The organism is Alkalimarinus coralli, from assembly GCF_023650515.1.
Lineage (GTDB): Bacteria > Pseudomonadota > Gammaproteobacteria > Pseudomonadales > Oleiphilaceae > Alkalimarinus > Alkalimarinus coralli.
Genome location: NZ_CP096016.1, coordinates 1,560,772 through 1,581,722, shown reverse-complemented (window position 1 = coordinate 1,581,722; position 20,951 = coordinate 1,560,772). Strand labels below are relative to the sequence as shown.

At 44.3% G+C, this 20,951-nt stretch carries 19 protein-coding genes; 5 read left to right on the top strand and 14 right to left on the bottom strand.

The features are described from left to right. Positions 1-306: 306 nt before the first annotated feature. The 4 genes from MY523_RS07000 to MY523_RS06985 form a co-directional block, all read right to left on the bottom strand. Positions 307-711 carry a hypothetical protein gene (locus MY523_RS07000; RefSeq protein ID WP_250658078.1) on the bottom strand — a complete coding sequence of 135 codons (405 nt, stop codon included), beginning with the start codon at positions 709-711 and terminating at the stop codon, positions 307-309. A gap of 32 nt (positions 712-743) precedes the next feature. Next, positions 744-1,448: a hypothetical protein gene (locus MY523_RS06995; RefSeq protein ID WP_250658077.1), complete on the bottom strand. Its 705-nt coding sequence runs from the start codon at positions 1,446-1,448 to the stop codon at positions 744-746. A gap of 246 nt (positions 1,449-1,694) precedes the next feature. Then, positions 1,695-2,546, bottom strand: a complete 852-nt coding sequence (locus MY523_RS06990) for an SPFH domain-containing protein (protein ID WP_250658076.1) — start codon at positions 2,544-2,546, stop codon at positions 1,695-1,697. Positions 2,547-2,563: 17 nt separating this feature from the next. After that, positions 2,564-3,025 (bottom strand): NfeD family protein, encoded by a 462-nt coding sequence (locus MY523_RS06985; protein ID WP_250658075.1) that lies wholly within the window; start codon positions 3,023-3,025, stop codon positions 2,564-2,566. A gap of 201 nt (positions 3,026-3,226) precedes the next feature. Between MY523_RS06985 and MY523_RS06980 the strand changes: the two genes are divergently transcribed. Next, on the top strand, positions 3,227-4,516 hold the full coding sequence (locus tag MY523_RS06980; protein ID WP_250658074.1) for a DsbA family protein: 1,290 nt from the start codon (positions 3,227-3,229) through the stop codon (positions 4,514-4,516). 40 nt (positions 4,517-4,556) lie between these two features. On the opposite strand, the gene MY523_RS06975 is transcribed toward MY523_RS06980, so the two are convergent. Together MY523_RS06975 and MY523_RS21800 are read right to left on the bottom strand one after the other, a co-directional pair. Beyond that, a complete protein-coding gene (locus MY523_RS06975) occupies positions 4,557-5,018 on the bottom strand; it encodes a nuclear transport factor 2 family protein (protein WP_250658073.1) in 462 nt (153 codons plus the stop codon). Between the two features lie 145 nt (positions 5,019-5,163). Next, positions 5,164-5,298 carry a hypothetical protein gene (locus MY523_RS21800; protein ID WP_256469610.1) on the bottom strand — a complete coding sequence of 45 codons (135 nt, stop codon included), beginning with the start codon at positions 5,296-5,298 and terminating at the stop codon, positions 5,164-5,166. A gap of 298 nt (positions 5,299-5,596) precedes the next feature. On the opposite strand from MY523_RS21800, the gene MY523_RS06970 reads away from it, so the two are divergent. Further along, the gene (locus MY523_RS06970; RefSeq protein WP_250658072.1) at positions 5,597-6,262 is read left to right on the top strand and encodes a glutathione S-transferase family protein; all 666 of its coding nucleotides are present in this window, start codon (positions 5,597-5,599) and stop codon (positions 6,260-6,262) included. 101 nt (positions 6,263-6,363) lie between these two features. Here MY523_RS06970 and MY523_RS06965 read toward each other — a convergent pair whose 3' ends face one another. Further along, positions 6,364-6,768: a hypothetical protein gene (locus MY523_RS06965; protein ID WP_250658071.1), complete on the bottom strand. Its 405-nt coding sequence runs from the start codon at positions 6,766-6,768 to the stop codon at positions 6,364-6,366. Between the two features lie 377 nt (positions 6,769-7,145). Between MY523_RS06965 and MY523_RS06960 the strand changes: the two genes are divergently transcribed. Beyond that, on the top strand, positions 7,146-7,541 hold the full coding sequence (locus MY523_RS06960) for a hypothetical protein (protein ID WP_250658070.1): 396 nt from the start codon (positions 7,146-7,148) through the stop codon (positions 7,539-7,541). A gap of 25 nt (positions 7,542-7,566) precedes the next feature. On the opposite strand, the gene MY523_RS06955 is transcribed toward MY523_RS06960, so the two are convergent. The 3 genes from MY523_RS06955 to MY523_RS06945 all read right to left on the bottom strand — a co-directional run bounded on the left by MY523_RS06955 (position 7,567) and on the right by MY523_RS06945 (position 12,280). Beyond that, the gene (locus MY523_RS06955) at positions 7,567-8,604 is read right to left on the bottom strand and encodes an ACP S-malonyltransferase (RefSeq protein ID WP_250658069.1); all 1,038 of its coding nucleotides are present in this window, start codon (positions 8,602-8,604) and stop codon (positions 7,567-7,569) included. Then, positions 8,604-11,042: a thiamine pyrophosphate-dependent enzyme gene (locus tag MY523_RS06950; RefSeq protein ID WP_250658068.1), complete on the bottom strand. Its 2,439-nt coding sequence runs from the start codon at positions 11,040-11,042 to the stop codon at positions 8,604-8,606. The genes MY523_RS06955 and MY523_RS06950 overlap by 1 nt, the downstream gene beginning before the upstream one ends. Positions 11,043-11,104: 62 nt before the next feature. Beyond that, entirely contained in the window at positions 11,105-12,280 is a 1,176-nt protein-coding gene (locus MY523_RS06945; RefSeq protein WP_250658067.1) for an acyl-CoA dehydrogenase, read from the bottom strand. A gap of 191 nt (positions 12,281-12,471) precedes the next feature. Here MY523_RS06945 and MY523_RS06940 point away from each other — a divergent pair, with 191 nt between their 5' ends. Further along, the gene (locus MY523_RS06940) at positions 12,472-13,326 is read left to right on the top strand and encodes a LysR family transcriptional regulator (RefSeq protein ID WP_250658066.1); all 855 of its coding nucleotides are present in this window, start codon (positions 12,472-12,474) and stop codon (positions 13,324-13,326) included. Positions 13,327-13,349: 23 nt separating this feature from the next. On the opposite strand, the gene MY523_RS06935 is transcribed toward MY523_RS06940, so the two are convergent. The 3 genes from MY523_RS06935 to MY523_RS06925 form a co-directional block, all read right to left on the bottom strand. Further along, complete coding sequence (locus MY523_RS06935; RefSeq protein ID WP_250658065.1) at positions 13,350-15,938, bottom strand: efflux RND transporter permease subunit; 2,589 nt, start codon at positions 15,936-15,938, stop codon at positions 13,350-13,352. A gap of 49 nt (positions 15,939-15,987) precedes the next feature. After that, complete coding sequence (locus MY523_RS06930; protein WP_250658064.1) at positions 15,988-16,605, bottom strand: MlaC/ttg2D family ABC transporter substrate-binding protein; 618 nt, start codon at positions 16,603-16,605, stop codon at positions 15,988-15,990. A 115-nt stretch (positions 16,606-16,720) separates the two neighbouring features. Further along, positions 16,721-17,380 carry a class I SAM-dependent methyltransferase gene (locus tag MY523_RS06925; protein ID WP_250658063.1) on the bottom strand — a complete coding sequence of 220 codons (660 nt, stop codon included), beginning with the start codon at positions 17,378-17,380 and terminating at the stop codon, positions 16,721-16,723. Positions 17,381-17,691: 311 nt separating this feature from the next. Between MY523_RS06925 and MY523_RS06920 the strand changes: the two genes are divergently transcribed. Beyond that, a complete protein-coding gene (locus MY523_RS06920; RefSeq protein WP_250658062.1) occupies positions 17,692-19,944 on the top strand; it encodes a YgiQ family radical SAM protein in 2,253 nt (750 codons plus the stop codon). On the opposite strand, the gene MY523_RS06915 is transcribed toward MY523_RS06920, so the two are convergent. Next, positions 19,931-20,809: a DHH family phosphoesterase gene (locus MY523_RS06915; protein WP_250658061.1), complete on the bottom strand. Its 879-nt coding sequence runs from the start codon at positions 20,807-20,809 to the stop codon at positions 19,931-19,933. The genes MY523_RS06920 and MY523_RS06915 overlap by 14 nt on opposite strands. Positions 20,810-20,951: the final 142 nt, after the last annotated feature.

The following is a 20,951-nucleotide window of genomic DNA, read 5'->3' as shown; positions in this document are numbered from 1 at the left end:
CTTCCCCAGGCTTTGCCTGGCGAATTTAACAGCTAATTCATGGGAAGCTTCCCAGAAATTCTATTCCCAGAAACTCCAAATAATTTTATTTCACTCTAGCACTTTTATTCCATAAAAACAGTAAATTAGAGCTTTTTCCTAAATATTTTTTCATTAGTAAACGAGAAGCTTCCCAGAAACATCAAAAACACATCTTATTCATATTTTTCAAGATGTTAAATAATCTAATTAAAGTGTTTTATAGAACAATTTTTCACTACATTTAAAAGAGTTTTCGGGAATAGTCTCAAAAACTCTCTCAGCCTGTTACTTATCAGGTGCTTTGCCTCCAAACAGCGCTTCTAGCTCTGACAGCGCTTTTTGGCTTTTGGTCTCGTTCGTTTCTTCGGTTTCCGTTTCACTGGTGACCGGCTCTTCACCAAACAGCCTGGCTAACTCGTCCTCGGCTTGCCGTTTTTTTGATTGTTGACTGGCTGTGTATGCATGTGGATTGGGTGAAAAATAGTCACAGAAATTGGCTGATTCCTTATCGGTTACTTCTTCTGCCAAGTCTTCGTTACAGGCTTGTGATACGCTTGGGTTGTACTCTTTACATAGTTTGCACACATGCTGGTCTGCCCCACAGTTCGCGCACTCTTCTCTACGGGAAAGATGCAGTATTAAGTTTTCTAAACGGTGTCCACACTTCCAACAGTTAATTTCTTGTGCCACTTTTGGAGCCCTCCCCTTCGCTACCCACAAGCCTATTCGTTTATGATTGATTCAAGCAGTGTATCAAAGTCCATTTCGATATCACCTTCTTCAACTCGTTTAGTCAACGCGACGATAGAACACTGTAGCCCAATTTCTTCATCTGGCATTAGCAGCTCGGAGTTAAAGATTATTTTAGCCGTCTCTTTAATAAAACCAGGGGCACGGTTAAATTGGCTACGCAACAACCGTGTAATAAGAGGGGCTTTTTTGGGGTTTTCCAGCGCTTTCTGAAATGTGTAGCCGCGCTCGGTTATCAGGTAGCGGCACAACTTTTTCATTACCGGTGTATCGGCATCATTTATGATCACTGTACCTCGTGACACCAGCATTTTATCAACGTAGTAAAAAGCCACTAAGGCCTGATCAAACGGCCCACTTTCATTGATGATTGCTAAATCGACGGTTCTGTTCTGAAAGTAGAAGTCTGGAAGTACTTCGTCGGCGGGCGTTCTTATCAGTTCTACCAGATCATTTAACAGGCCAAGTTTGAGCTTGTTCATCTCTTTCATAAAACTTGAGTGCTGAGAAACGCTGGGTGTGATAAGCGTTAGTACTGCATTTTCGATTTTATTGAGTGATTGACAAATTGAAAGCGTGAGATCAAGATTCCCTAACCCTAACTGCAGGGTATCTTGAGGGGCATGCTCGTCTATCAGTGATGTAACAAAGGCCGTTTGTTGGTTTAGTAAGTTCATAATTCCATTTAATGCTCAGGCTCACCTGGCAATGTAGTTTGTAAGACGCTTGCTATAGCGAAGCAAGATCAGCATTAATATAAAGCAGATTGATACTAGAAGGCAGCGCTGGCCAAAACTCTTTGGTCTGTTAACCACTCTCTATTCAACTTAATTGCCATAACTGTTTGAACGGCTAGAAACACAAAATGGATGATGCTCGCAGAGAGCGTCATCCATTCTTGGTCACGAACCAGAATACAGCGACTACTTAACTTTGTTCACCAGGCCTTTTACCGTACCAACCAAGTCAGCGGGGTAAACAACTGTCTTGGCATTTTCAGAGTTCGATAGGGTTTTGATAGAGTCGATATATTTCTCGCCAAGCAGATACATGACTGGCAGTTCGTCTTCCTTAATAGCTTGCGTCACCAGCTCTATTGATCGGCCCGATGCCTTCGCCAATACAATTTGAGCTTCAGCATCTTTTTTCGATGCTTCTAAACGCCCTTCGGCTTCCAATATTGTCGCCTGTTTTTCACCCTCTGCTCGGGTTACTGCCGCCCTGCGCTGGCGTTCGGCTGCAGCCTGTTCTTCCATAGACGCCTGCATGGTTTCGCTTGGGTTGATATCTTGAATCTCGACGTTTTTTAACGTAATGCCCCAGTCAGCGATATCATCAGAGATGCCATCTTTCAAACGCGTTTTTATATGATCACGCGATGAAAGCGCTGCATCAAGTCGCATTTCACCAATAATCGCCCTAAGGGTGGTCTGGATAAGGTTTTGAATCGCTATCTGGTAGTTTTCAACACCATAAACGGCCTTTTCCGGGCTTAAAATATTAATGTAAGCGACTGCGTTAGCCAAAATCACCGCGTTGTCTTCTGTAATCACTTCTTGCGACGGGATATCAAGCACAATATCTTTTGTTGTAACCTTATAGGCAACGGTATCAACGTAAGGAATTACAAAATTAAGGCCGGGGTTTAAGGTTTGGTAAAATTTGCCCAAGCGCTGAACAACATACTTTTCGCCTTGAGGAACCAAACGCACGCCTTTAGCGATGGTAATAAGTACTAAACCAACGGCAACTGCCGAGACAATAATAATTTCCATTTAACTCACTCCCGTGTTTATTTCTTTCTTACAATTAAGTCATTACCACTAACGTCAGTCACTACAGCCCTATCGCCAACGTTTAGCATTTCTTCGCACCTGAAACCCCATTCATCATTGCCGACAATCGGCGCTGAAAAGCGCAACCGCCCTTTTGAAACGCTCTGATTAAATTCGGTAATGGTGCCCTCTTGCCCTATAAGGGCCTCTCGGCTCATACCAGATAAAGACTTGTTCTTCATTGAAGGGGCTATTAATTTGAACCATATAATAAGGCTGGCTAACGAAAATATCCCCCATAATATTATTTCGCCACTAAACGTAAGGTTGATAAAATAACCTATTGCGCCGACCAAAACAGCACTCACACCAAGCCAAAGTAGAAAAAAACTGGGGGCAAAAATCTCCGCCCCTGCGAGCAATATTCCAAAAACCAACCAATGCCAGTAAAGAACATTGGCATCTAACCAATCAACCATAAAACACTCCGCCTCTGTAAATTAGATGCTCAAGACTTACAACGAGTCATCTATAAAAAACTATCAGGTAATCCAATCATAGTAACAGTGTTTTCTCATAAGGAAATAGGTAAAGTAGATTAAACATCATTTAGATGTTTTTATTGGTCGCAGTAATATAAAAAGTAAAAAAAGATAAAAAAGAAAAAAAGGAACACTGGCTTGAAACAGTATTTAATGCCCCATGTTGCACACGCGGTATCGAGCGATACACTGTTAAATTTTCGTAGATCAATAAACGAGAGCAAGCGAAGGTTATTAAACAAGCCTCATATCGCTGATGTGTTTTTACACATTAATGACCCATATAGTTTCGTTCTTGTACAAGCTTTACAAGAGTTGGCACAGCGTTATGTGTTGAGGTTCAGGTTTAACACTGTGTACACCCTAAACCCTGAGATGTTCCCTGAATTCGAAATGTGGCAGGCCAATGCCTTCAACGACGCCCGGAGTCTTTCACAGCTTTACGGGCTTAACTTCCCCGGCTCACCTCTATCGAAGTCAGATGGAGAGATACGAAACTTTACAAATCAACTGGTTAACATTGAAAGTTCAGATCTGGCATTAGGTAAAATCAATGATATTTTCCAGCAGTATTGGTTCACTGATACGTCCGAGTTTCAGTCTGTCGATGTAGCCTCCCAAGTGACCAAAAACGAAGCGCGACTTAACCACCTTGGGCACTATATGAGTGCCATGATTCATTATGGCGGCGAATGGTACTGGGGTGTTGATCGCCTGGATCACCTTGAAAAACGCGCCAATAAACTAGGCTTATCGACGCTTATTGACCCCATTATTCGTTACAACCGCACTTATAACGAATTCTGTAAGCCCACAACTCGCGCGCAAAATTTGGCACATGCAACCAAGCCTCTAACACTCTACTTTTCAATCAGAAGCCCCTACTCTCACTTAGGGTTAGAGCGCGCTGTCGCACTGGCTAAGCATTATAATATCGAACTGATTGTTAAACCTGTGTTGCCAATGCTTATGCGCGGCCTTTCAGTACCTAAGACAAAAAAAATGTACATTTTTTACGATACAAAACGTGAAGCCAAAAAGTACGGTATAGACTATGGATATGTGGCAGACCCCTTAGGCGCTGGCGTAGAACGCTGTTATGCACTATTCAAATATGCTGAAAGCAAAGGCAAAGCCGTTGACTACTTACTGGCATATGCCCGGGCTGTAAATAGCCAAGGCGTGCGATCTGACACAGATAAAGGCATCAGGCAGATACTGTCTGCCTGTCATTTGGATTGGGAAGAGGCAAAGCCGCTGTTGAACAATCAAAGCTGGAGGACGTGGGCTGAGCAAAATTTGCAAGAGATGTACGCGTTAGGGCTCTGGGGCGTACCCAGTTTCAAATACCACAATACGGCCGTGTGGGGACAAGACCGGCTTTTTATAATCGAAAACCTCATTACTAATGAGACAAGCTGTGCTTAACGGCGCAGTTTGCTGCGCTAATCATTGGTTAACGACCGTTTCAAGCCTTTTTCATAAAGCTGCGTAGCGATTTATTCGCCATCTGGCTCACCTTGTTTTGCAGCATTGAACTCCAGCCTAGCAATAACCCTGGCGTGCCAAGGGCCTGGCGGCTCCAGCGCCAGAAATTAAACTGGTCTCTATGCTTTATGATTTTGCCGTCTTTAAATTCAAACTCTGCATCGATAATATTGTGCACTTTCCGCCCAGTTTGACTAAACGTATAACGGGGTTCCCAATGCGCAGAGACCTTGCCTGACTGCTCAGACACAGAGAATGATAACTCCAAATCAGTGCCTCGCTCACATAGCATGTGCCACATTGCAGCAATTTCATTCCCTTGTAGCTTAAATGCTTCATCCTCGAATTTAGCATCAGGGTGATAGCAGTTTGCCATGGTCTGATAATCCCGCTGCTGAAATGCGCGGTAAAACTTTTCAATTAATTCTTTTTCTGCACTCATCTAAAAGGCCTTATTACTGTTTGCTGCACCAATTATAGGTAACACTTGCCAAGCAATAGTAAAGCTAGAACCTGAGAGTATAAAGTGTCAAAAACGACACAGTTTGTTGTTTAATCAGACAGGGTTCGCCATCCAAGTGTGCCGATTAATGAACAGTTAAGATGGGTTCACGCTTATACTTTACCCATTCACTTCCCACACGCTTGTAATAAAATGCTACAACTTGTTGATTAACAGGCATTCTTACGCAAATAGTGTCGCCATCCATTGATATGTTCATAACGTCTTCCCCTACCGTTTAATTTATGTTGTTTGCTTATACTGTTTATTCGTACAGTATAGTGTCATTTAATTTGGAGTCAACGAATATATGATTGAGTGCTCAATTTTTTTAACTGTCGTTACATCGAGCCACATTACAAGTCTCCCTCTTCTGCATAATCTGTATTTATGGCATACCATAAAAGCAATTTATTCGAATAATAGTGGTAACCTCTATACACTTTAAAACTATAAAGATATGCGGCCCGCGGCTTTTCGTCCGTCACTGCGGAGTCAAAAACCTTTAAGGAGATACCATGGTAATTGTTCATCATTTGGAAAACTCACGATCTCAACGAATTCTGTGGGCACTGGAAGAGCTTAACGTTCCCTATGAGGTTAAACGGTACGAACGGAATAAAAAGACCAGCCTCGCGCCGGAAAGCCTAAAAAAAGTCCACCCGCTAGGCAAATCACCGGTTATTACAGATAACGGAGTTACCGTTGCAGAGTCTGGGGCAATTATTGAGTATCTGGTAGGAAAATACGGGGATGGCGAGCTAACCCTCAGTTCGGGCACCGCAGAGCACAGGGAGTATATCTACTGGCTCCACTTTGCAGAAGGCTCTCTCATGCCACAATTGCTTTTAAAACTGGTGTTCGACAAAGTTAAATCAGGCCCAATGCCCATATTTGCCAAGCCCATTGCAAAAATGATCTCAAAAAAAGTGATGGCGTCGTATGTCGGCCCTAATATCAGAGACAACTTAACCTTCATAGATAACCACTTGGCTAACAACGCATGGTTTGCCGGCAATAAATTAACCGGTGCAGATTTACAGATGAGTTTCCCGTTGGAAGCAAGCGTTGCCTCAGGTGTCGCAGATAAATACCCAAACATTAAGGCCTATGTGCAACGAATTCACGCAAGACCTGCCTATCAGAAGGCTCTGGAAACTGGCGGGCCTTATGATTACGCATAGCTAGCGCACATTATTTTTACTGTGTTTGTCGAAAACATCAAAGAGCCGATCAGCAATATGCTATCGGCTCTTTGGAGTTAACCTTGTCTTTACTGGCCTAACTACATCAGCTCTACAGTTTGGCGACCATCGCGGCTAAAGCCTGCAACCAGTGAGAATTTCATAAAGTCAGCGCTGGTCGTCAAGTGATCTCGAAGCCAGAACTTTATCGTCTCAGTTTGCTCTTCAATAGCCGCTTGTTTAATGCCTTTAAAGTGGACTTTAACGGTATGTTTACCATCATTTGTTTTACTGTGATCGGTCACCGAGATAGATAATAAGGACTGCTCGTCACTCCATTCAAACAAGCAGTAAAGTGCGTCATCATGAATACTCTCTTCCAACATCGATAATGCGTAATCGGCAGATGCCAGCATTGACGCCTTTATGTCCGTTTCAGTGATTTCGGTACAGGTAGATGAATGACAGGCACGTTGAGGCGATAAGTTATCAATAGACCAGTTCAAAATAGTTCCTACAAAAATTGATCCTACAAAATAGTCATGCTGCACTAACCTGCTATTCAAGCTGAACGACAGTTTGCAACGTCAAAATACGATCAATTATTATACCAAGATTTTTCTGGCTAAAGCCTCATGTGAGTTACAGTTTATTACTAATTTTTAACTCCCTAATTGAGCCACTATGGACTACATTATGGATAGGCTAAAAGAAGGTAAGAGAGATCAATGGTGTTACTTAAGCTAGTCATCCTCGCGAATGCGGGGATCCATAGGGGTGTAAACTCCGTTCCAAATGGATTTCCGCCTGCGCGTAAATGACAGAGCTGGGTCTTTATGCCTTAAGTTAAGTGCCATTCGTAAATTCGTAGAGGGGAATAGCAATGGATCTAAGCGACAAAACACCCATCCGCCTGGTGCAAGTCTCGTTATTGTTTTCAATAGCAAATTTTCTTATCAGTGGCTTAAATACCCAAACTATAATTTTGTTTGTCGTATTTACCTTAACGGTATTTGTAGGCACCAAATTATATTTACTATTTAGGGCGCTAAAACAAACGTCCTCTGCGGATGTGAGCGAGCTTCAAACCTATTTACAGATTATGAGCATACTGTTTATCGGAATAGCGACATTCTCATACTCTTATCTATTCGGCGCTTTTTACGTATTTGTGTTTGCAATTTATTATATCTCTCCTTACGACCGGGACTGGTTAGCCGGTCGATCAGAGATTGTATTCAACGAAAATAAACTGGAATACCGCCGTAACCAGGCATAGTTGAGTTGATCGCACTGGTTGCTTACTACCGGACAACCAGTGCCCTTTCACTCTCTCGCCCCATTGAGATCACATACGGGTGTTGCATTTGCCGTTCAGCAAATGCGTTTTTACTGTCCATGCCATCCCATTTTAGTTGTACCAACTTTTGCGCCACACTCGCGCCAAGGTTTGACCCCGGCCCCGTTACGATGACCTTGTCAGGTGCAAACTCTTTCACCGCAATTTCCACCGCTCGTCCGAAATAGTATGGCTCTATCACCTGTGCACCCAGTGTATATTCATAGATTTCTGCAAGATCAAAGCACTTCGGTTGCCATATTTTTCCTTTACCATCAATCAACGGTATAGAAGGCGTGTTAAATAAAGATTGAGATAATGACTGTTTAGCCTGTTCTGACACACTATGCAGCAAAGGTGTATGAAACGCCGCATGATTATATAGCCGCATCGGGAACCGGTCTTGTACGCGGGTCAGAGATGAATCCAGTAAACGCAGTGCGGGCTCATTGCCCCCCAGCACCCGATAGCCGCCTAAATCGATTGAGAGATACAGTTCGCAGCCCGGGCGACCTTTAATATCCTTAACCACCTGGTTTAAGTGGGCGGCTTTTTGTTCATCATATTGCCAGTTGTCATCAATTACCGGGTAAATGACCTGCCCCCCAATAATGCCGTTCTGCATCATCGACCCCATGGTATTTATTAGATTAATAGCCCCCGTATCGGTTAGTACTTCTGCACAACGGAGGGCAATATACCAACCCATGGAGTTTCCGGTGACGGCAACGATGTCATAACGGTCTCGATCAATATCGTAAAAGTCACCGAGTGCGCAAGCGTAGATAAGTGCTGATGCGTTTTCGCCTGCGGTATGCTTTTTCAAATTGAATTGAGTCATTTCATCAAGCTGGGTGATAGGTATCTGCTCTTTTTCAGCCCGATGTTCATCAATGGTTTCGATCATCGATGTTTTTTTTGAATGATAGCGGCTCAAATAGCCCAGTTCTTCTTTATTGTAGGTTCCTCTACCTGAACATACGACAACCACTTTTTCTTTCATTATGGCGTTACCTCAATAGCATTAGAGTATGGGTTGTTTATCTGTTGAGTGTGACCTTCTGATATCATGGATAAAGACTTGTTAACGATCTCATCATGTGTTGGCATGCCAAGTGTAGACGCCCTCCCTAACGCAACAAAACAGTCATCACCCGTCAGCCTTTCTATTCTCACGCCAGCCTTAGAGCCGTTTTTAAAGCCTGACTTAGCATCTGGTTTTTTACCTAAGTTAGAAACACTCGGGTTATTGATAGTGCGCCCGATATTTTCCATCAGCAGTGTCATTAGCCCTTCACTTAACGAGCCTGTTTTACGGCATTCATCTACAACTAAAATATTTTCAAAACGCTCTGCTTCGCTAATTAAAGTCGCCTCGTCTATTTCTGACAGCCATCGAAGATCAATTACTTTAACGAAAACGTTATACCTTTCACTTAGTATTTTCGATGCCCTGCGTGATAGATAGTAACCATTAGCATAACTAATGATGACGATACTTCTTCTGGCGCCGTCAGCGGTCTCACTATGGTTATCAGCACGCTTATTACGTTCAATGTGAATGCCAATTTGGCCTACGTCTATTCGTTCGAAGGTATCGCTTTCAAGGGTATCGCTGTCAAGGTTAGCGGCATCACCTGACAGCGCGGGTTCGAATACGTGGCTCCATTCTCCATCTCCTTCTTCGTGCAAATCACGCGTCATATAGAGGGCTATAGGCTCAACAAAGATCACCACGCGTTTTTGCTCCCAGGCAAACTTAATGCAGCTACGCAGCATTTTTGACGCATCGTTTCCGTTCGATGGGCACGCGATAACGACCCCCGGAATATCTCTGAATACAGCCAACGAGTTGTCGTTATGAAAATGGCCTCCAAACCCTTTTTGATAGCCAAGACCAGCCACTCTAATCACCATTGGATTGCTATATTGACCATTTGAGAAAAATGACAGCGTCGCAGCCTCTCCCCTGATCTGATCTTCAGCATTATGCACATAGGCAAGAAACTGGACTTCAGCAATCGGCAAAAAGCCATTGTGAGCCAAACCTATTGATAACCCCAAAATACTCTGTTCATCCAGCAGGGTATTAATAACCCGGCTTGGGCCAAAGCTCTCAACTAACCCATGGGTTACATGGTATACCCCACCCTTTGCCGCCACATCTTCTCCGCAGACAACTATATTTCTCCGCACCTCCATCTGTTCCTTTAAGGTCCAGTTAATCAGTCGACCCATGGGCTGAGGTTTACCCAAAAGCGTTTTATCCCGATAAAAAAGAGACTCGAACTCTGGTTTGGTTATGCCCATTTGTGAGGCAACACGCTTTCGCTTCGGGGCCAGTGAACTAACCACCTGGGATATTGTGTTGAGCTTCGGTCTTTTAATGGCGAACTCTCCAACGCGTATCACCCGTTCAGCGATTGAGCAATATAAGTCAACCACGTCCGTATTGGTCAAGATATGGCTTCGTGTCAGTATCGAAGCAGTCCAAAGCAGCGGGTCATTAGATTCCGTCTCTTCAATCTGTTTTTGCGAACGGTAAGCAATTTCGGCATCAGACCCTGCATGTCCCATTAACCGAACGGTCTTCATGTGCACAAAAACCGGCTTTTTCAGGTCTCTGGCAATATGCTCTGCCTTCTTCATTGTTGCGTAGGTTTCAATAAGGTTCAGCCCATTGCAGTAAACGTAGTGAAGCCCAGGTCTGTTAGAAAAACTTGCGGCTATCCACCCTTTTGGGGTTGTTGTTGATATTCCTATTCCGTTATCTTCACAGATGAATACAATTGGCAGCGGCGCGCCTTGAAACGAGGCCCAGGATGCCGCATTAATCGCCCCTTGTGCGGTCGAATGATTAGCTGAGGCATCACCGAAATTACAGACGATAACACTGTCAGCGGGTAACACTGCATCAACGTTATTTTTTTTACTGCCTGAAAGCGGGATGCTAAACGCAGTGCCTACAGCCTTGGGTAGATGAGAGGCAATGGTACTTGTTTGAGGAGGAATGTTAAGCGGTAGGCTGCCGAGTACTTTGTGGCGGCCACCTGATATAGGGTCGTCTGATGAGGCCGCAAACGACAGCATCATATCATAGAGCGGCGTCTGGCCAGGCAGCTGTTTGCTTCTTTGAAGCATCAGCGCTGCGCTTCGGTAGTGAAGAAAGGCCATATCGGTATAGCGGAATACCTTTCCGCACGCGGCATTCCCTTCATGACCAGCGCTGCCAATGGTATAAAAGCTCTCTCCCCTTGCTTGTAAGCGCCGTGAGTGAAAATCCAAATGCCTGCTCATAAGCTGAGATTCAAACAGGTCAACCAGCTCGTGCTTCAATAGGCCGGAACTTTGATGCGCTGTGCCCGGTGAGACTACGGGCAGGTCGTTATCCTGCACTCGCCTGACAAAATTTTCATCAATGATATCAGCCCTGCTTTGCATATAGCCCCCCACTGCAACCTGGCATTTATAGTCTGTTCACTATTCAGTTCGATCTGGCTAGATCAGAAAAATGCTTGAATCCCGGTTTGTGCACGCCCTAGAATCAGTGCGTGAACATCGTGGGTTCCTTCATAGGTATTCACCGCTTCGAGGTTCATAACATGCCTGATAACATGATATTCATCCGATATTCCGTTCCCTCCATGCATATCTCTTGATGTGCGAGCAATATCCAACGCCTTTCCGCATGAGTTTCTTTTGATCATGGAAATTGTTTCTGGGGGCAATAAATCATCATCCATCAACCGCCCCGCTTGCAGGCAGCTAATCAGGCCAATAGTAATCTCTGTTTGCATATCAGCGAGTTTTTTCTGAACAAGCTGTGTTGCAGCCAGCGGGCGATTAAATTGAATACGCTCTAAGGCATATTGTCTGGCGGCGTGCCAACAAAACTCCGCAGCACCTAATGCTCCCCACGAAATACCGTAACGCGCTTTGTTCAAACACCCAAAAGGCCCTTTCAAACCGGCTGCATCAGGTAAAATTTGTTCATCAGAGACAAACACGTTATCCATGACAATTTCACCCGTAATAGAGGCGCGCAGTGAAAACTTGCCTTCTATTTTCGGCGCACTCAGACCTTCCATTCCTCGCTCCAAGATAAACCCGCGAATAATGCCATCCAGTTTTGCCCATACCACAAATACGTCGGCAATGGGTGAATTGGTAATCCACATCTTGGCGCCGGTTAAGCGATATCCGCCGTTAACTTTTTCTGCTCTTGTCCTCATACTGCCGGGGTCAGACCCCGCATCAGGCTCAGTCAACCCAAAGCAGCCAACCCACTCACCGCTTGCCAATTTGGGGAGATACCGGTTCTTTTGGTCTTCCGAGCCATAGCTATAAATAGGGTGCATCACCAACGATGACTGAACGCTCATAGCAGAGCGGTACCCGCTATCAACTCGCTCTATCTCTCTGGCGATAAGACCATAACTGACATAATTGACCCCGGCGCAACCATACTTTTCAGGCAGTGTTGCCCCTAACAAGCCCAGCGCGCCAAGTTCAGTCATAATGTCCCGGTCAAATTGCTCCTCACGATTTGCCTGCAATACGCGACTCATTAATTTATCCTGCGCATATTCATGAGCCGTATCTCTTATCATTCGCTCTTCATCTGTAAGCAGGCTTTCTATATTTAGTGGATCACGCCAATCAAACGCTTTTTGACTCATTTATATCTCCGAAACTGTTCTATTCATTGAAACTGGGCTATTCGTCGAAACCTTTCAATTCGTCCAACCTATAGAATTGATTTACTGAATAAGAATTTTTGAATGCCAATCAACTTAATCTGATTAAAGAATATGCAACAAATCACTAAAGGTATAATATTGATTATCTCTGGCTAATATAGGAATATCCTATGGATCTAAAGTCACTAAAGTACTTTGTTTCGGTTTATGAGAGTGGCAGCATAACTGCGGCGTCTAAACGCTGCTATGTGGCGCAGCCTTCAATCTCTTCTGCTATTAATCAGCTTGAGGATTCGCTTGATTCATTGCTATTCGTGAGAGTAGCCAAAGGAGTCATACCTACTGAGGCAGGCAAGTCGCTCTACCCCCTCGCCAAGAAGCTATTGAGTGATGCTAAAGCGATCAATAATCTTTTTCGCACGCCCAAAGAGAAGGTTCCTTTTCGGCTTGGGCTTATCAGGTCGCTTGGGGCTGAACGGGTGAGTGCGCTGTTAAAGGAGCTCGCCAACGCAGTCGATGAAATAGAACTAACACTGCTTCAGCCGGAGGAAAACTGCGACGCCAGGATAATTACAACGGCATATTTACAAAGTAATGAGCATTTTCAACCGCTATGGCGAGATCACTATTACCTGGCTCTTCCGATTGGACATCCATTAAGCTTAAAACCTGAACTACAAGTCAGCGACCTAAATGGCCTGGCATTCATATACAGAACTCCCTGCGAAGCCGTTACTTCTCTGGAGCAAGTGATGTCGAGACAAGGAGCCGCATTTCAGGTTAGAGCCCGCATACAAACAGTCGAATATGCTTTAGGGCTTGTAGGAGCAGGTATAGGCTCAGCCCTTATCCCAAGCATACCCCAACTTATCAGCAGAAAAGACATCGTGCTTAAAGAGATTTCTGATATCGATTTATCTCGCACTGTTGGCCTGGCGTATAGCGATGAAAATATTAGTACCGAACCCAAAAACGCGATTATTGATATCTGTCGTCAGCAATGGAGTGAAACCCATTCGCACTGATACTCAAATCATCAGCTTGGATATTAGTGCTCTTGCCCAAGCGGCTTAAGTGTCAGCATCATCCGCGGTAAGAGGATCAATGCCCCTAGCAGGGCCGAAAACATCGCAAAGCCGGTTAACAGGCCAAAGTAAATAGTCGGCGTAAAGTTGGAGAGCGAAAGAATTGAGAAGCCAACAATAATTATGACGGATGTGTAAAACATTGCCCGCCCGATACTGCCATGACAACGATACATGGTCGCCGTGTAATCCCGATCTTTTTCAAACTCATTCTTAAATCGGTGTATATAGTGAATTGTGTCATCAACGCCAATTCCGACAGTTATTGCTGCAACCGTGATGGTCATCATATCTAAAGGAATACCCAGCAACCCCATCCCCCCCAGTACCATTCCGGCTGCCAATAGGTTCGGTGTAATTGCAATGAGGGCCAAGTACAGTGAGCGAAACAGAACGGTAAACATTAGGGTAATCGCAATAAAAACCGCGCCGAGCGTCATAACCTGGGAGCTGAAAAGGCTTTGAAGCATATTGTTATACAGCACCAACATGCCTGTAAGTTCGTATTGTTCGCTACTGAACCCCATCTCGTTTTGAAGAAAACCTTCCAATTCTTTAAGCAATTCATTCCTGTTGAGCTGGTGGCTTGTCTCTTTAACCCGAACCGAAATCCTTGCCTCATCGCCCTCCGGTGACAGGTAAGGCGTAATTAGTGCATCTTTTATATCGCTCGTTAAGTTCTGGCCAATCAATGCCAGTTGAAAATCATCAATATCAGAGCCCGTAACATCCTTCATGACTCGATATAACGATGCCAACGAAACAACCTTTCCGGTTTCATCTAGCTGGTCTAGGTGTTCATGCAGTTTTGATATCTGATTAAGGCCGTATCGGGTAAACCAGTACCCATACCCTTTGCCCGCAGAAGGTTGGCCAAAAGGGTCTTCCAGATCACTGTCAAACGAATCAAAAGAAATCTCATCAAAAGACTCTGCATCTTCGGTCGATGAGTTTTCAATACCGGCAACGATATCGCCGGAGTCAGTATAGTCAGAAGCGATGTCTTCGTCCCCCACATCGTCTTCAGTCACTAAAGAGGTCGCTTTGTTTCTGATAATAATATCGAGCGGTATAGTTCCGCCGAGTTTTTGATCAATAACCTCCATGCCTTGATAAATTTCTGTCGTCGAATCAAAGTAATCAATAAACCGGTTTTCAACTTTTAACTGTGTGATACCAACAGCACTTGCGGTCAGTAGAATGGTGCTGACTACCCACACCCATCCAATTCTTTTATCCGCTATTTTGGCAAAATAACAGGTAAAGGCCGGAGCCTGATTGTTTACCATTTTTGCCCGGCTACTTTTTAATGGAACCAGCATTAAGCCGGCAGGGATGACAAGGAACGTAATAACAAATGCGCTAGCTACCCCTATCGTCATCATCCAACCAAAATCGATAACTGGCCTAATGCCACTGACGACTAACGAGGCAAACGCAACGATTGTCGTAATAGCGGTATATAAGCAAGGCCGCATCATATAGTGAACCGTACTCATAACGAGCTTAAATGGATTTTCATCGGCAAAATCAATGCTGAGTTCACGATAACGAACAGCCAAGTGGATGGTGATTGAAAGCGTAATAATCATCAACAGAGCAACAAAGTTTGACGAAATAACCGTTAGTTTCCAATCCAATACGGCTATAACCCCCAGCATAACTAATACAGCGGTTAAACAAGTCACCAGAGGAAGTACCACCCAGGTGATACTACGAAAAATCACCGCCAGTAAGACAATAATAAATACAAGAATACCAATACCAAAAATAACCAGGTCCTTTTTAATAAAGTCAATCATATCGGAGGCGATCATGGGGACGCCCCCCAGATATAACTCAACAGAACCTCGGTACCTATCCAAAATATTACGAACAGTTTGGACCAGCTGCTCCTGTCGGTTATTGGCATTAACCGAGTATTCACTGAACGCTCGCTCTGCACTTAATAGCTCGTGCTCCTCTGCGTCAGTTAAACCAATAGACGTTTTCTTTTCGCGAATTTTGTCGCGCTCATGCAATAATTTGAAGAACTGTTCGTCCCGTTTCAGGTTGACCTGAATGGCTGTGGTATCAAAATTTGGGCTGGTTAACAGTTGAGAATATAGCGGGCTGTTCAAGAACTCTTGTTTTGCCAGTTGTTTGTCCGTTGAGGTATCGGACAGATAGTTAATTCCGTCTGGTAGCTCACTAATTTTAACTGGCGGGCTATACAGTAGAGGAACATCAAGAATAGTGACTACACTTGAGACCTCCGGCAGCAGGGAGAGCTCGTCTTTAAGAGACTTAAGCGTGGCTAATGAGGTATCAGAAAAAAGCGCAGATTTTGGGCTATAAGTAATAACTAAAAAGTCTTCCGAGCCATATTTTTTATTGGTCTCCCTGTAGATTTCAAGTGCTCTGTCACCTTCGAGAACAAGTGAGTCAGCAGAGGCATCCAAGTGCAGCCTGGAATACTGGGTAAGCAACAGCACTACGACGGCTGAAAGAATAAGGCACACCGCTCGGGGGTATTGGTAGACTTTACCCAGAACTGAAAAAATATTATTCATTTAATTGATTGCACATCCAGCTCATTGTCTACGGCCGGCCTTACCAAAACTAGGATCCGGTGCTTTCATTCGTTGTTTGCGCGAGCGTTCGTATGGTTTTCTCCAGGCCGTCGCTCTGTATCTGCTGGCTGATTGAACTGTAAAGCGTTTTGCTAACGCCTATCCCATCAACCGAAAAATCGAATACTTTCCATGCACTGTCAAACTGGCGAACCGCAAAATCGATGGTATGGTCATTCTTGCCATTAGTATTGATTTTTATCCTTACTATGTCGTAGGACTTTTTCTTTTTGCTATCAATAACTTCAATTTTCTGACCACTATAGGAACTTACCGCCAGCCGATATGTCCTTTTAAGTGAGATGACCACAGCATCAATGGCATTCTGTTTCTGCCCCTTCTGGAGTATGTCCTTCCAGTGCTCTCTAAAAACCCTTTTACAGAGTGCTTCAAGGTTTAGGTGTGGAAGAATCTCCTGATCTATAAGTCGGTCAATATACTCGACATTATCGAGCTTGTTGTCTTTTTTGGCCTCAGTGAGAGTGACTTGGAGACGTTCTGATAACGACCCTATAAACTGCTCAGATGTGCTGTTTTCTGCCATCCCGCTATAACTTAAACTGGCAAGCAAGATAGCTGAACACAAGAGAATGATTTTTCTTAGCATGGATAACATCCCTTTTTTAGATTCTGTCCCCTGTAGTCTAAATCATAACCGCTATAGGAGACCAAGTATCCGTTAAGAATAGCACTGATTACTGAAGCCAGCGGCAAACGTCGAATCAACTTGACGCAGTTTTCTTTCCTAAAAAAGCCGTATACGCATTAATACCCAAAACTTTGCTGTACTTTTTGTCGACAACATCAAGACCTTGATTGCTCATGTGTCGGCGGTAGTCATAGACTGGATGCAGCGCTGCTCCGGTCGTAACCCAAAAGATACCAATAGCCAGATACCAGTAGACTCGTTTAGCCAACCGGGCAAAGATATTACCTTCTGGCATTGCGAAATCACCAATTACTATCGCTGCATCTTCTTTACCCAGTTTGATAAGGTGCTTGAGTACCTCAGCCATAAATGGCTCATCAAACACGTTCAAAAAGAAGTTGGCTACGACCATGTCATATTCGCCAAATGCCTCAATCTTCATAATATCGCTATGAATAATATTGATTTTAAGGTCTTTATTGGTTTTCTCTAAGCCTTGCTTAAATTTGTCCAGCATCGCCTCCGAGAGATCGACCACGGTCACGTCCGCTCCCTGCTCTGCTGCATATATAGCCTCCTTTCCATGACCTATGCCGGCAAAAAGAACCTTATCTCCTGGCTTTAGGTTTTCAGGCGTTAACATAGCACGTTTGCACTCGAGAATTGAGTTACCTGCAAACACATAACTGAGCGCGTCATAGACAGGCCCCATCAACCAATATTTATCTTTCATTTTTTATTACCACACCCTTTCGTTATTTTTATATCCCCAAATGCCTGCGTAACATGGATACACTTTTAAACAAATCATACATTTTTCTTTAAACAGGTCTGCCAGTGTAATAGAACAATTCGATTAACCCCATATTATTAATAGAGAAATGTGAGACCATTCAAACATCACTCAAATTAATGAAATGTCTCTTACAGAATATAAATGCCTTAGTGAATTAGTCAGATATAGTTTGATCAGGTAAAATAGCCGATTCGATAATGTATTCGTCAATATAAAGATCAACACACTCTATTCAGGCCTAATTTACTATGCGTCCATCAAAGTCTCTGTTTTCTTACCCCAAGTATTGGGCTGAGTGCTATGGAACGGCTCCTTTTTTGCCGATGTCTCGTAAAGAGATGGACGAACTGGGTTGGGATAGCTGCGACATTATCATTATTAGTGGCGACGCTTATGTTGATCACCCCAGTTTTGGCATGGCGGTCGTTGGCCGGCTTCTCGAAGCACAAGGGTTTAGAGTAGGCATCATTGCTCAACCTGACTGGTCAAGCAAAGACGAGTTTATGAAGCTGGGGAAACCCAATCTGTTTTTCGCGGTTTCCGCGGGTAACATGGACTCGATGATCAACCGCTATACCTCTGATCTGAAAATCCGGCACGAAGATGCCTACACCCCCAATAACGAAGGGGGCAAAAGACCAGACCGGGCGGTTATTGTTTACACGCAACGTTGTAAAGAAGCTTACAAAGACAGGCCAGTACTGATCGGTGGAATTGAAGCCAGCCTGAGGCGGATTGCGCACTATGATTACTGGTCAGACAAAGTTAGACGTTCGGTATTACAGCATTCAAAGGCAGACCTGCTTTTTTACGGCAATGCTGAACGCGCGCTTGTTGAAGTGAGCCACCGTATCGCTAACGGCGAAGATATAAAAAGTATCACCAATGTTCGGGGTACTGCTGTTATGCTCTCCTCTCTGCCTACAGACTGGGAGGAGAAAGATTCAACGCGTATTGATAAGCCAGGAAAGGCGTTTAAAAAAGATAACCCTTATAATGTGCCTGGTTACAACGAATCAGCTCCCGCCTGTAGCCCAGAGGATAATGACAATACGCCTGTAGAAGACAAACATCTAAGCGTAGTAAGAATTCTCACACCAGAAGGTAGTAAGAAAACCTATATTCGCCTGCCCTCTTTTGAAAAAGTGAGCAAAGACCCTGTGCTATATGCGCACACTTCAAGGGTTTTACACTTGGAAACCAACCCATCAAACGCCCACACACTGGTTCAGCAGCACGGCGAACGATTTGTTTGGCTAAACCCGCCGCCAATTCCGCTATCAACAGACGAGCTGGATGATGTATTTGAGCAGGCTTTTCAGCGAGTTCCCCACCCGAGCTATGGTGATGCCAAAATTCCTGCTTACGAAATGATTCGTTTCTCTGTCAATATTATGCGAGGTTGTTTTGGCGGCTGCTCTTTTTGCTCTATCACCGAGCATGAAGGGAGAATTATTCAAAACAGATCTGAAGACTCTATCGTTAGAGAAATAGAAGCCATTCGTGATAAGACCCCCGGCTTTACCGGAACAATCTCAGACCTTGGCGGGCCAACCGCCAATATGTATCAGCTTGCGTGTAAAAGTGATGAGATTCAAGCGAGCTGCCGTCGTTTGAGTTGTGTATACCCAACCATCTGCTCTAACCTCAATACCGATCACTCGCCAACAACTCAACTTTACCGAAGAGCAAGAAAAATTGAAGGTGTTAAACGCATAATGGTTGCATCGGGTTTACGCTACGACCTTGCCGTTGAAGACCCTGAATATATAAAAGAACTGGTCACTCACCATGTCGGCGGGTATCTCAAAATAGCGCCTGAGCATACGGAAGATGCGCCGTTATCCAAAATGATGAAACCCGGGATGGGCACCTACCATCGATTTAAAGCTCTGTTTGACAAGTTTTCCAAAGAAGCAGGGAAACAACAGTTTTTGATTCCCTACTTTATTTCGGCGCACCCGGGAACCACTGACGAAGATATGATGAACCTGGCTATTTGGCTGAAATCAAACGGGTTTAAAGCCGATCAAGTGCAGAACTTCTATCCATCTCCGATGGCAAACGCAACCACAATGTATCATACCGCACGCGACCCGCTTCATCGTCTCGACTATAAGTCAAAGGCCATGAACGTACCAAAAGGTGCAAGACAGCGTAAGCTACATAAAGCTTTTTTACGATATCATGACCCGGAAAACTGGCCTATTCTAAGAGAAGCACTCAAGCGCATGGGGAAGTCTCACTTAATTGGCAATGGCGATAAGCACTTGATCCCGGCTAACCAGCCTGGTGGGAAATCCAGGACACATGGTGGCAATAGAGCTGCCTCAAAAGCTGGCAATAGACAAGGCCCGCATCGCAACAGGCAGCCTAAAAAGGGTGAAATACTCACTCAGCATACGGGTTTGCCGCCCAGAGAGACGACAGACAACCGACCAAACAAGACTAATAAAAAACGCACAAAAACCAGGGCCAACCAGCGATCTACTCGCCGCTAGGAGGTTGACTTTTTACCTCAAAGACCTGCTCCGCAATATCCGTAGAAAAACCCGCTGCATTGGGGTGCCCACCGCCGCCAAATGCAGCGGCAATCGTCGCTACATTTTGACCGTCTTTTACTGAACGAAGTGACCACCCTCTTTTATTTACTCTATCACTATAGGCGGCAGCAAAAGGATTCCCTACAGCCAGTTCACTGAGTAGCTCACTGGTTATGACATTAGGGCAGCAAACGATAGGAACGCTAAAACCCTCAATGGTGCCGTAAACAACCTTTTTCTTATATGTTTCAATCATTTTGTCTCTAAATCGATTGATTGCACGCCCTTCCAATACAAGAGTCTTAAAATGGTCAACACTATTTGCAAACTCATCCCATAGCTCAAATTCATAAGGGTAAGACATTAACGCTGCATTCACATGTTTACTATCAGGAATGCGAAACTGCCAAAGGTCTCTATCCTGAATGTGTGCCAGTAACGGTGGGACGGGTTCTTCATGAAAATATTCCCATGTAATAACAGCGCCAGAACGATTCATATCAAACACGACCGTAAGATTTACGTAGACATCATCAAGTCCTGCCAGTTCTTTCTGAGCGCTTTCATGATGATCCAGTATGACGACGTTAGCGGCCTTGTCGCAGAGTCTGCCAAGCTCTTCCCGCTTGTACGAAAAATCCAGAATATAAACATCGCGCCCCTCAACATGAACTTCCAGGCTATCTCCATGACCAGCGCCCAAGTATTCAGCATCAATGCCTTTCTTAATTTTAAAAAAACGGTATGCAGCGTACGCACTGCCAAAACCATCTAAGCACCCTGTTCCGTGATAGATAACGAGGGGAGCTACGTCGTTTAACATGATAATCTCCTGAGTGAGGCATCGTTCAATTATGAGCACTTCTCAAGTAATTGCAAAACAGCGAGTTAGGGCATCGTAAAAACTTTTCAACCGCTATCATCAACGTGGACAGCAAATGGATAAAAACAGACTAACCTCTTTT

Bases quoted from the DNA above. Each gene is read 5' to 3' on its own strand.
- MY523_RS21800 (WP_256469610.1), bottom strand. From the start codon at position 5,298: ATGAACATATCAATGGATGGCGACACTATTTGCGTAAGAATGCCTGTT.
- MY523_RS06920 (WP_250658062.1), top strand. From the start codon at position 17,692: ATGCGTCCATCAAAGTCTCTGTTTTCTTACCCCAAGTATTGGGCTGAG.
- MY523_RS06945 (WP_250658067.1), bottom strand. From the start codon at position 12,280: ATGAGTCAAAAAGCGTTTGATTGGCGTGATCCACTAAATATAGAAAGC.
- MY523_RS06950 (WP_250658068.1), bottom strand. From the start codon at position 11,042: ATGCAAAGCAGGGCTGATATCATTGATGAAAATTTTGTCAGGCGAGTG.
- MY523_RS06955 (WP_250658069.1), bottom strand. From the start codon at position 8,604: ATGAAAGAAAAAGTGGTTGTCGTATGTTCAGGTAGAGGAACCTACAAT.
- MY523_RS06995 (WP_250658077.1), bottom strand. From the start codon at position 1,448: ATGAACTTACTAAACCAACAAACGGCCTTTGTTACATCACTGATAGAC.
- MY523_RS06985 (WP_250658075.1), bottom strand. From the start codon at position 3,025: ATGGTTGATTGGTTAGATGCCAATGTTCTTTACTGGCATTGGTTGGTT.
- MY523_RS06915 (WP_250658061.1), bottom strand. From the start codon at position 20,809: ATGTTAAACGACGTAGCTCCCCTCGTTATCTATCACGGAACAGGGTGC.
- MY523_RS06925 (WP_250658063.1), bottom strand. From the start codon at position 17,380: ATGAAAGATAAATATTGGTTGATGGGGCCTGTCTATGACGCGCTCAGT.
- MY523_RS06990 (WP_250658076.1), bottom strand. From the start codon at position 2,546: ATGGAAATTATTATTGTCTCGGCAGTTGCCGTTGGTTTAGTACTTATT.
- MY523_RS06935 (WP_250658065.1), bottom strand. From the start codon at position 15,938: ATGAATAATATTTTTTCAGTTCTGGGTAAAGTCTACCAATACCCCCGA.
- MY523_RS06930 (WP_250658064.1), bottom strand. From the start codon at position 16,605: ATGCTAAGAAAAATCATTCTCTTGTGTTCAGCTATCTTGCTTGCCAGT.
- MY523_RS06960 (WP_250658070.1), top strand. From the start codon at position 7,146: ATGGATCTAAGCGACAAAACACCCATCCGCCTGGTGCAAGTCTCGTTA.
- MY523_RS06970 (WP_250658072.1), top strand. From the start codon at position 5,597: ATGGTAATTGTTCATCATTTGGAAAACTCACGATCTCAACGAATTCTG.
- MY523_RS06940 (WP_250658066.1), top strand. From the start codon at position 12,472: ATGGATCTAAAGTCACTAAAGTACTTTGTTTCGGTTTATGAGAGTGGC.
- MY523_RS06975 (WP_250658073.1), bottom strand. From the start codon at position 5,018: ATGAGTGCAGAAAAAGAATTAATTGAAAAGTTTTACCGCGCATTTCAG.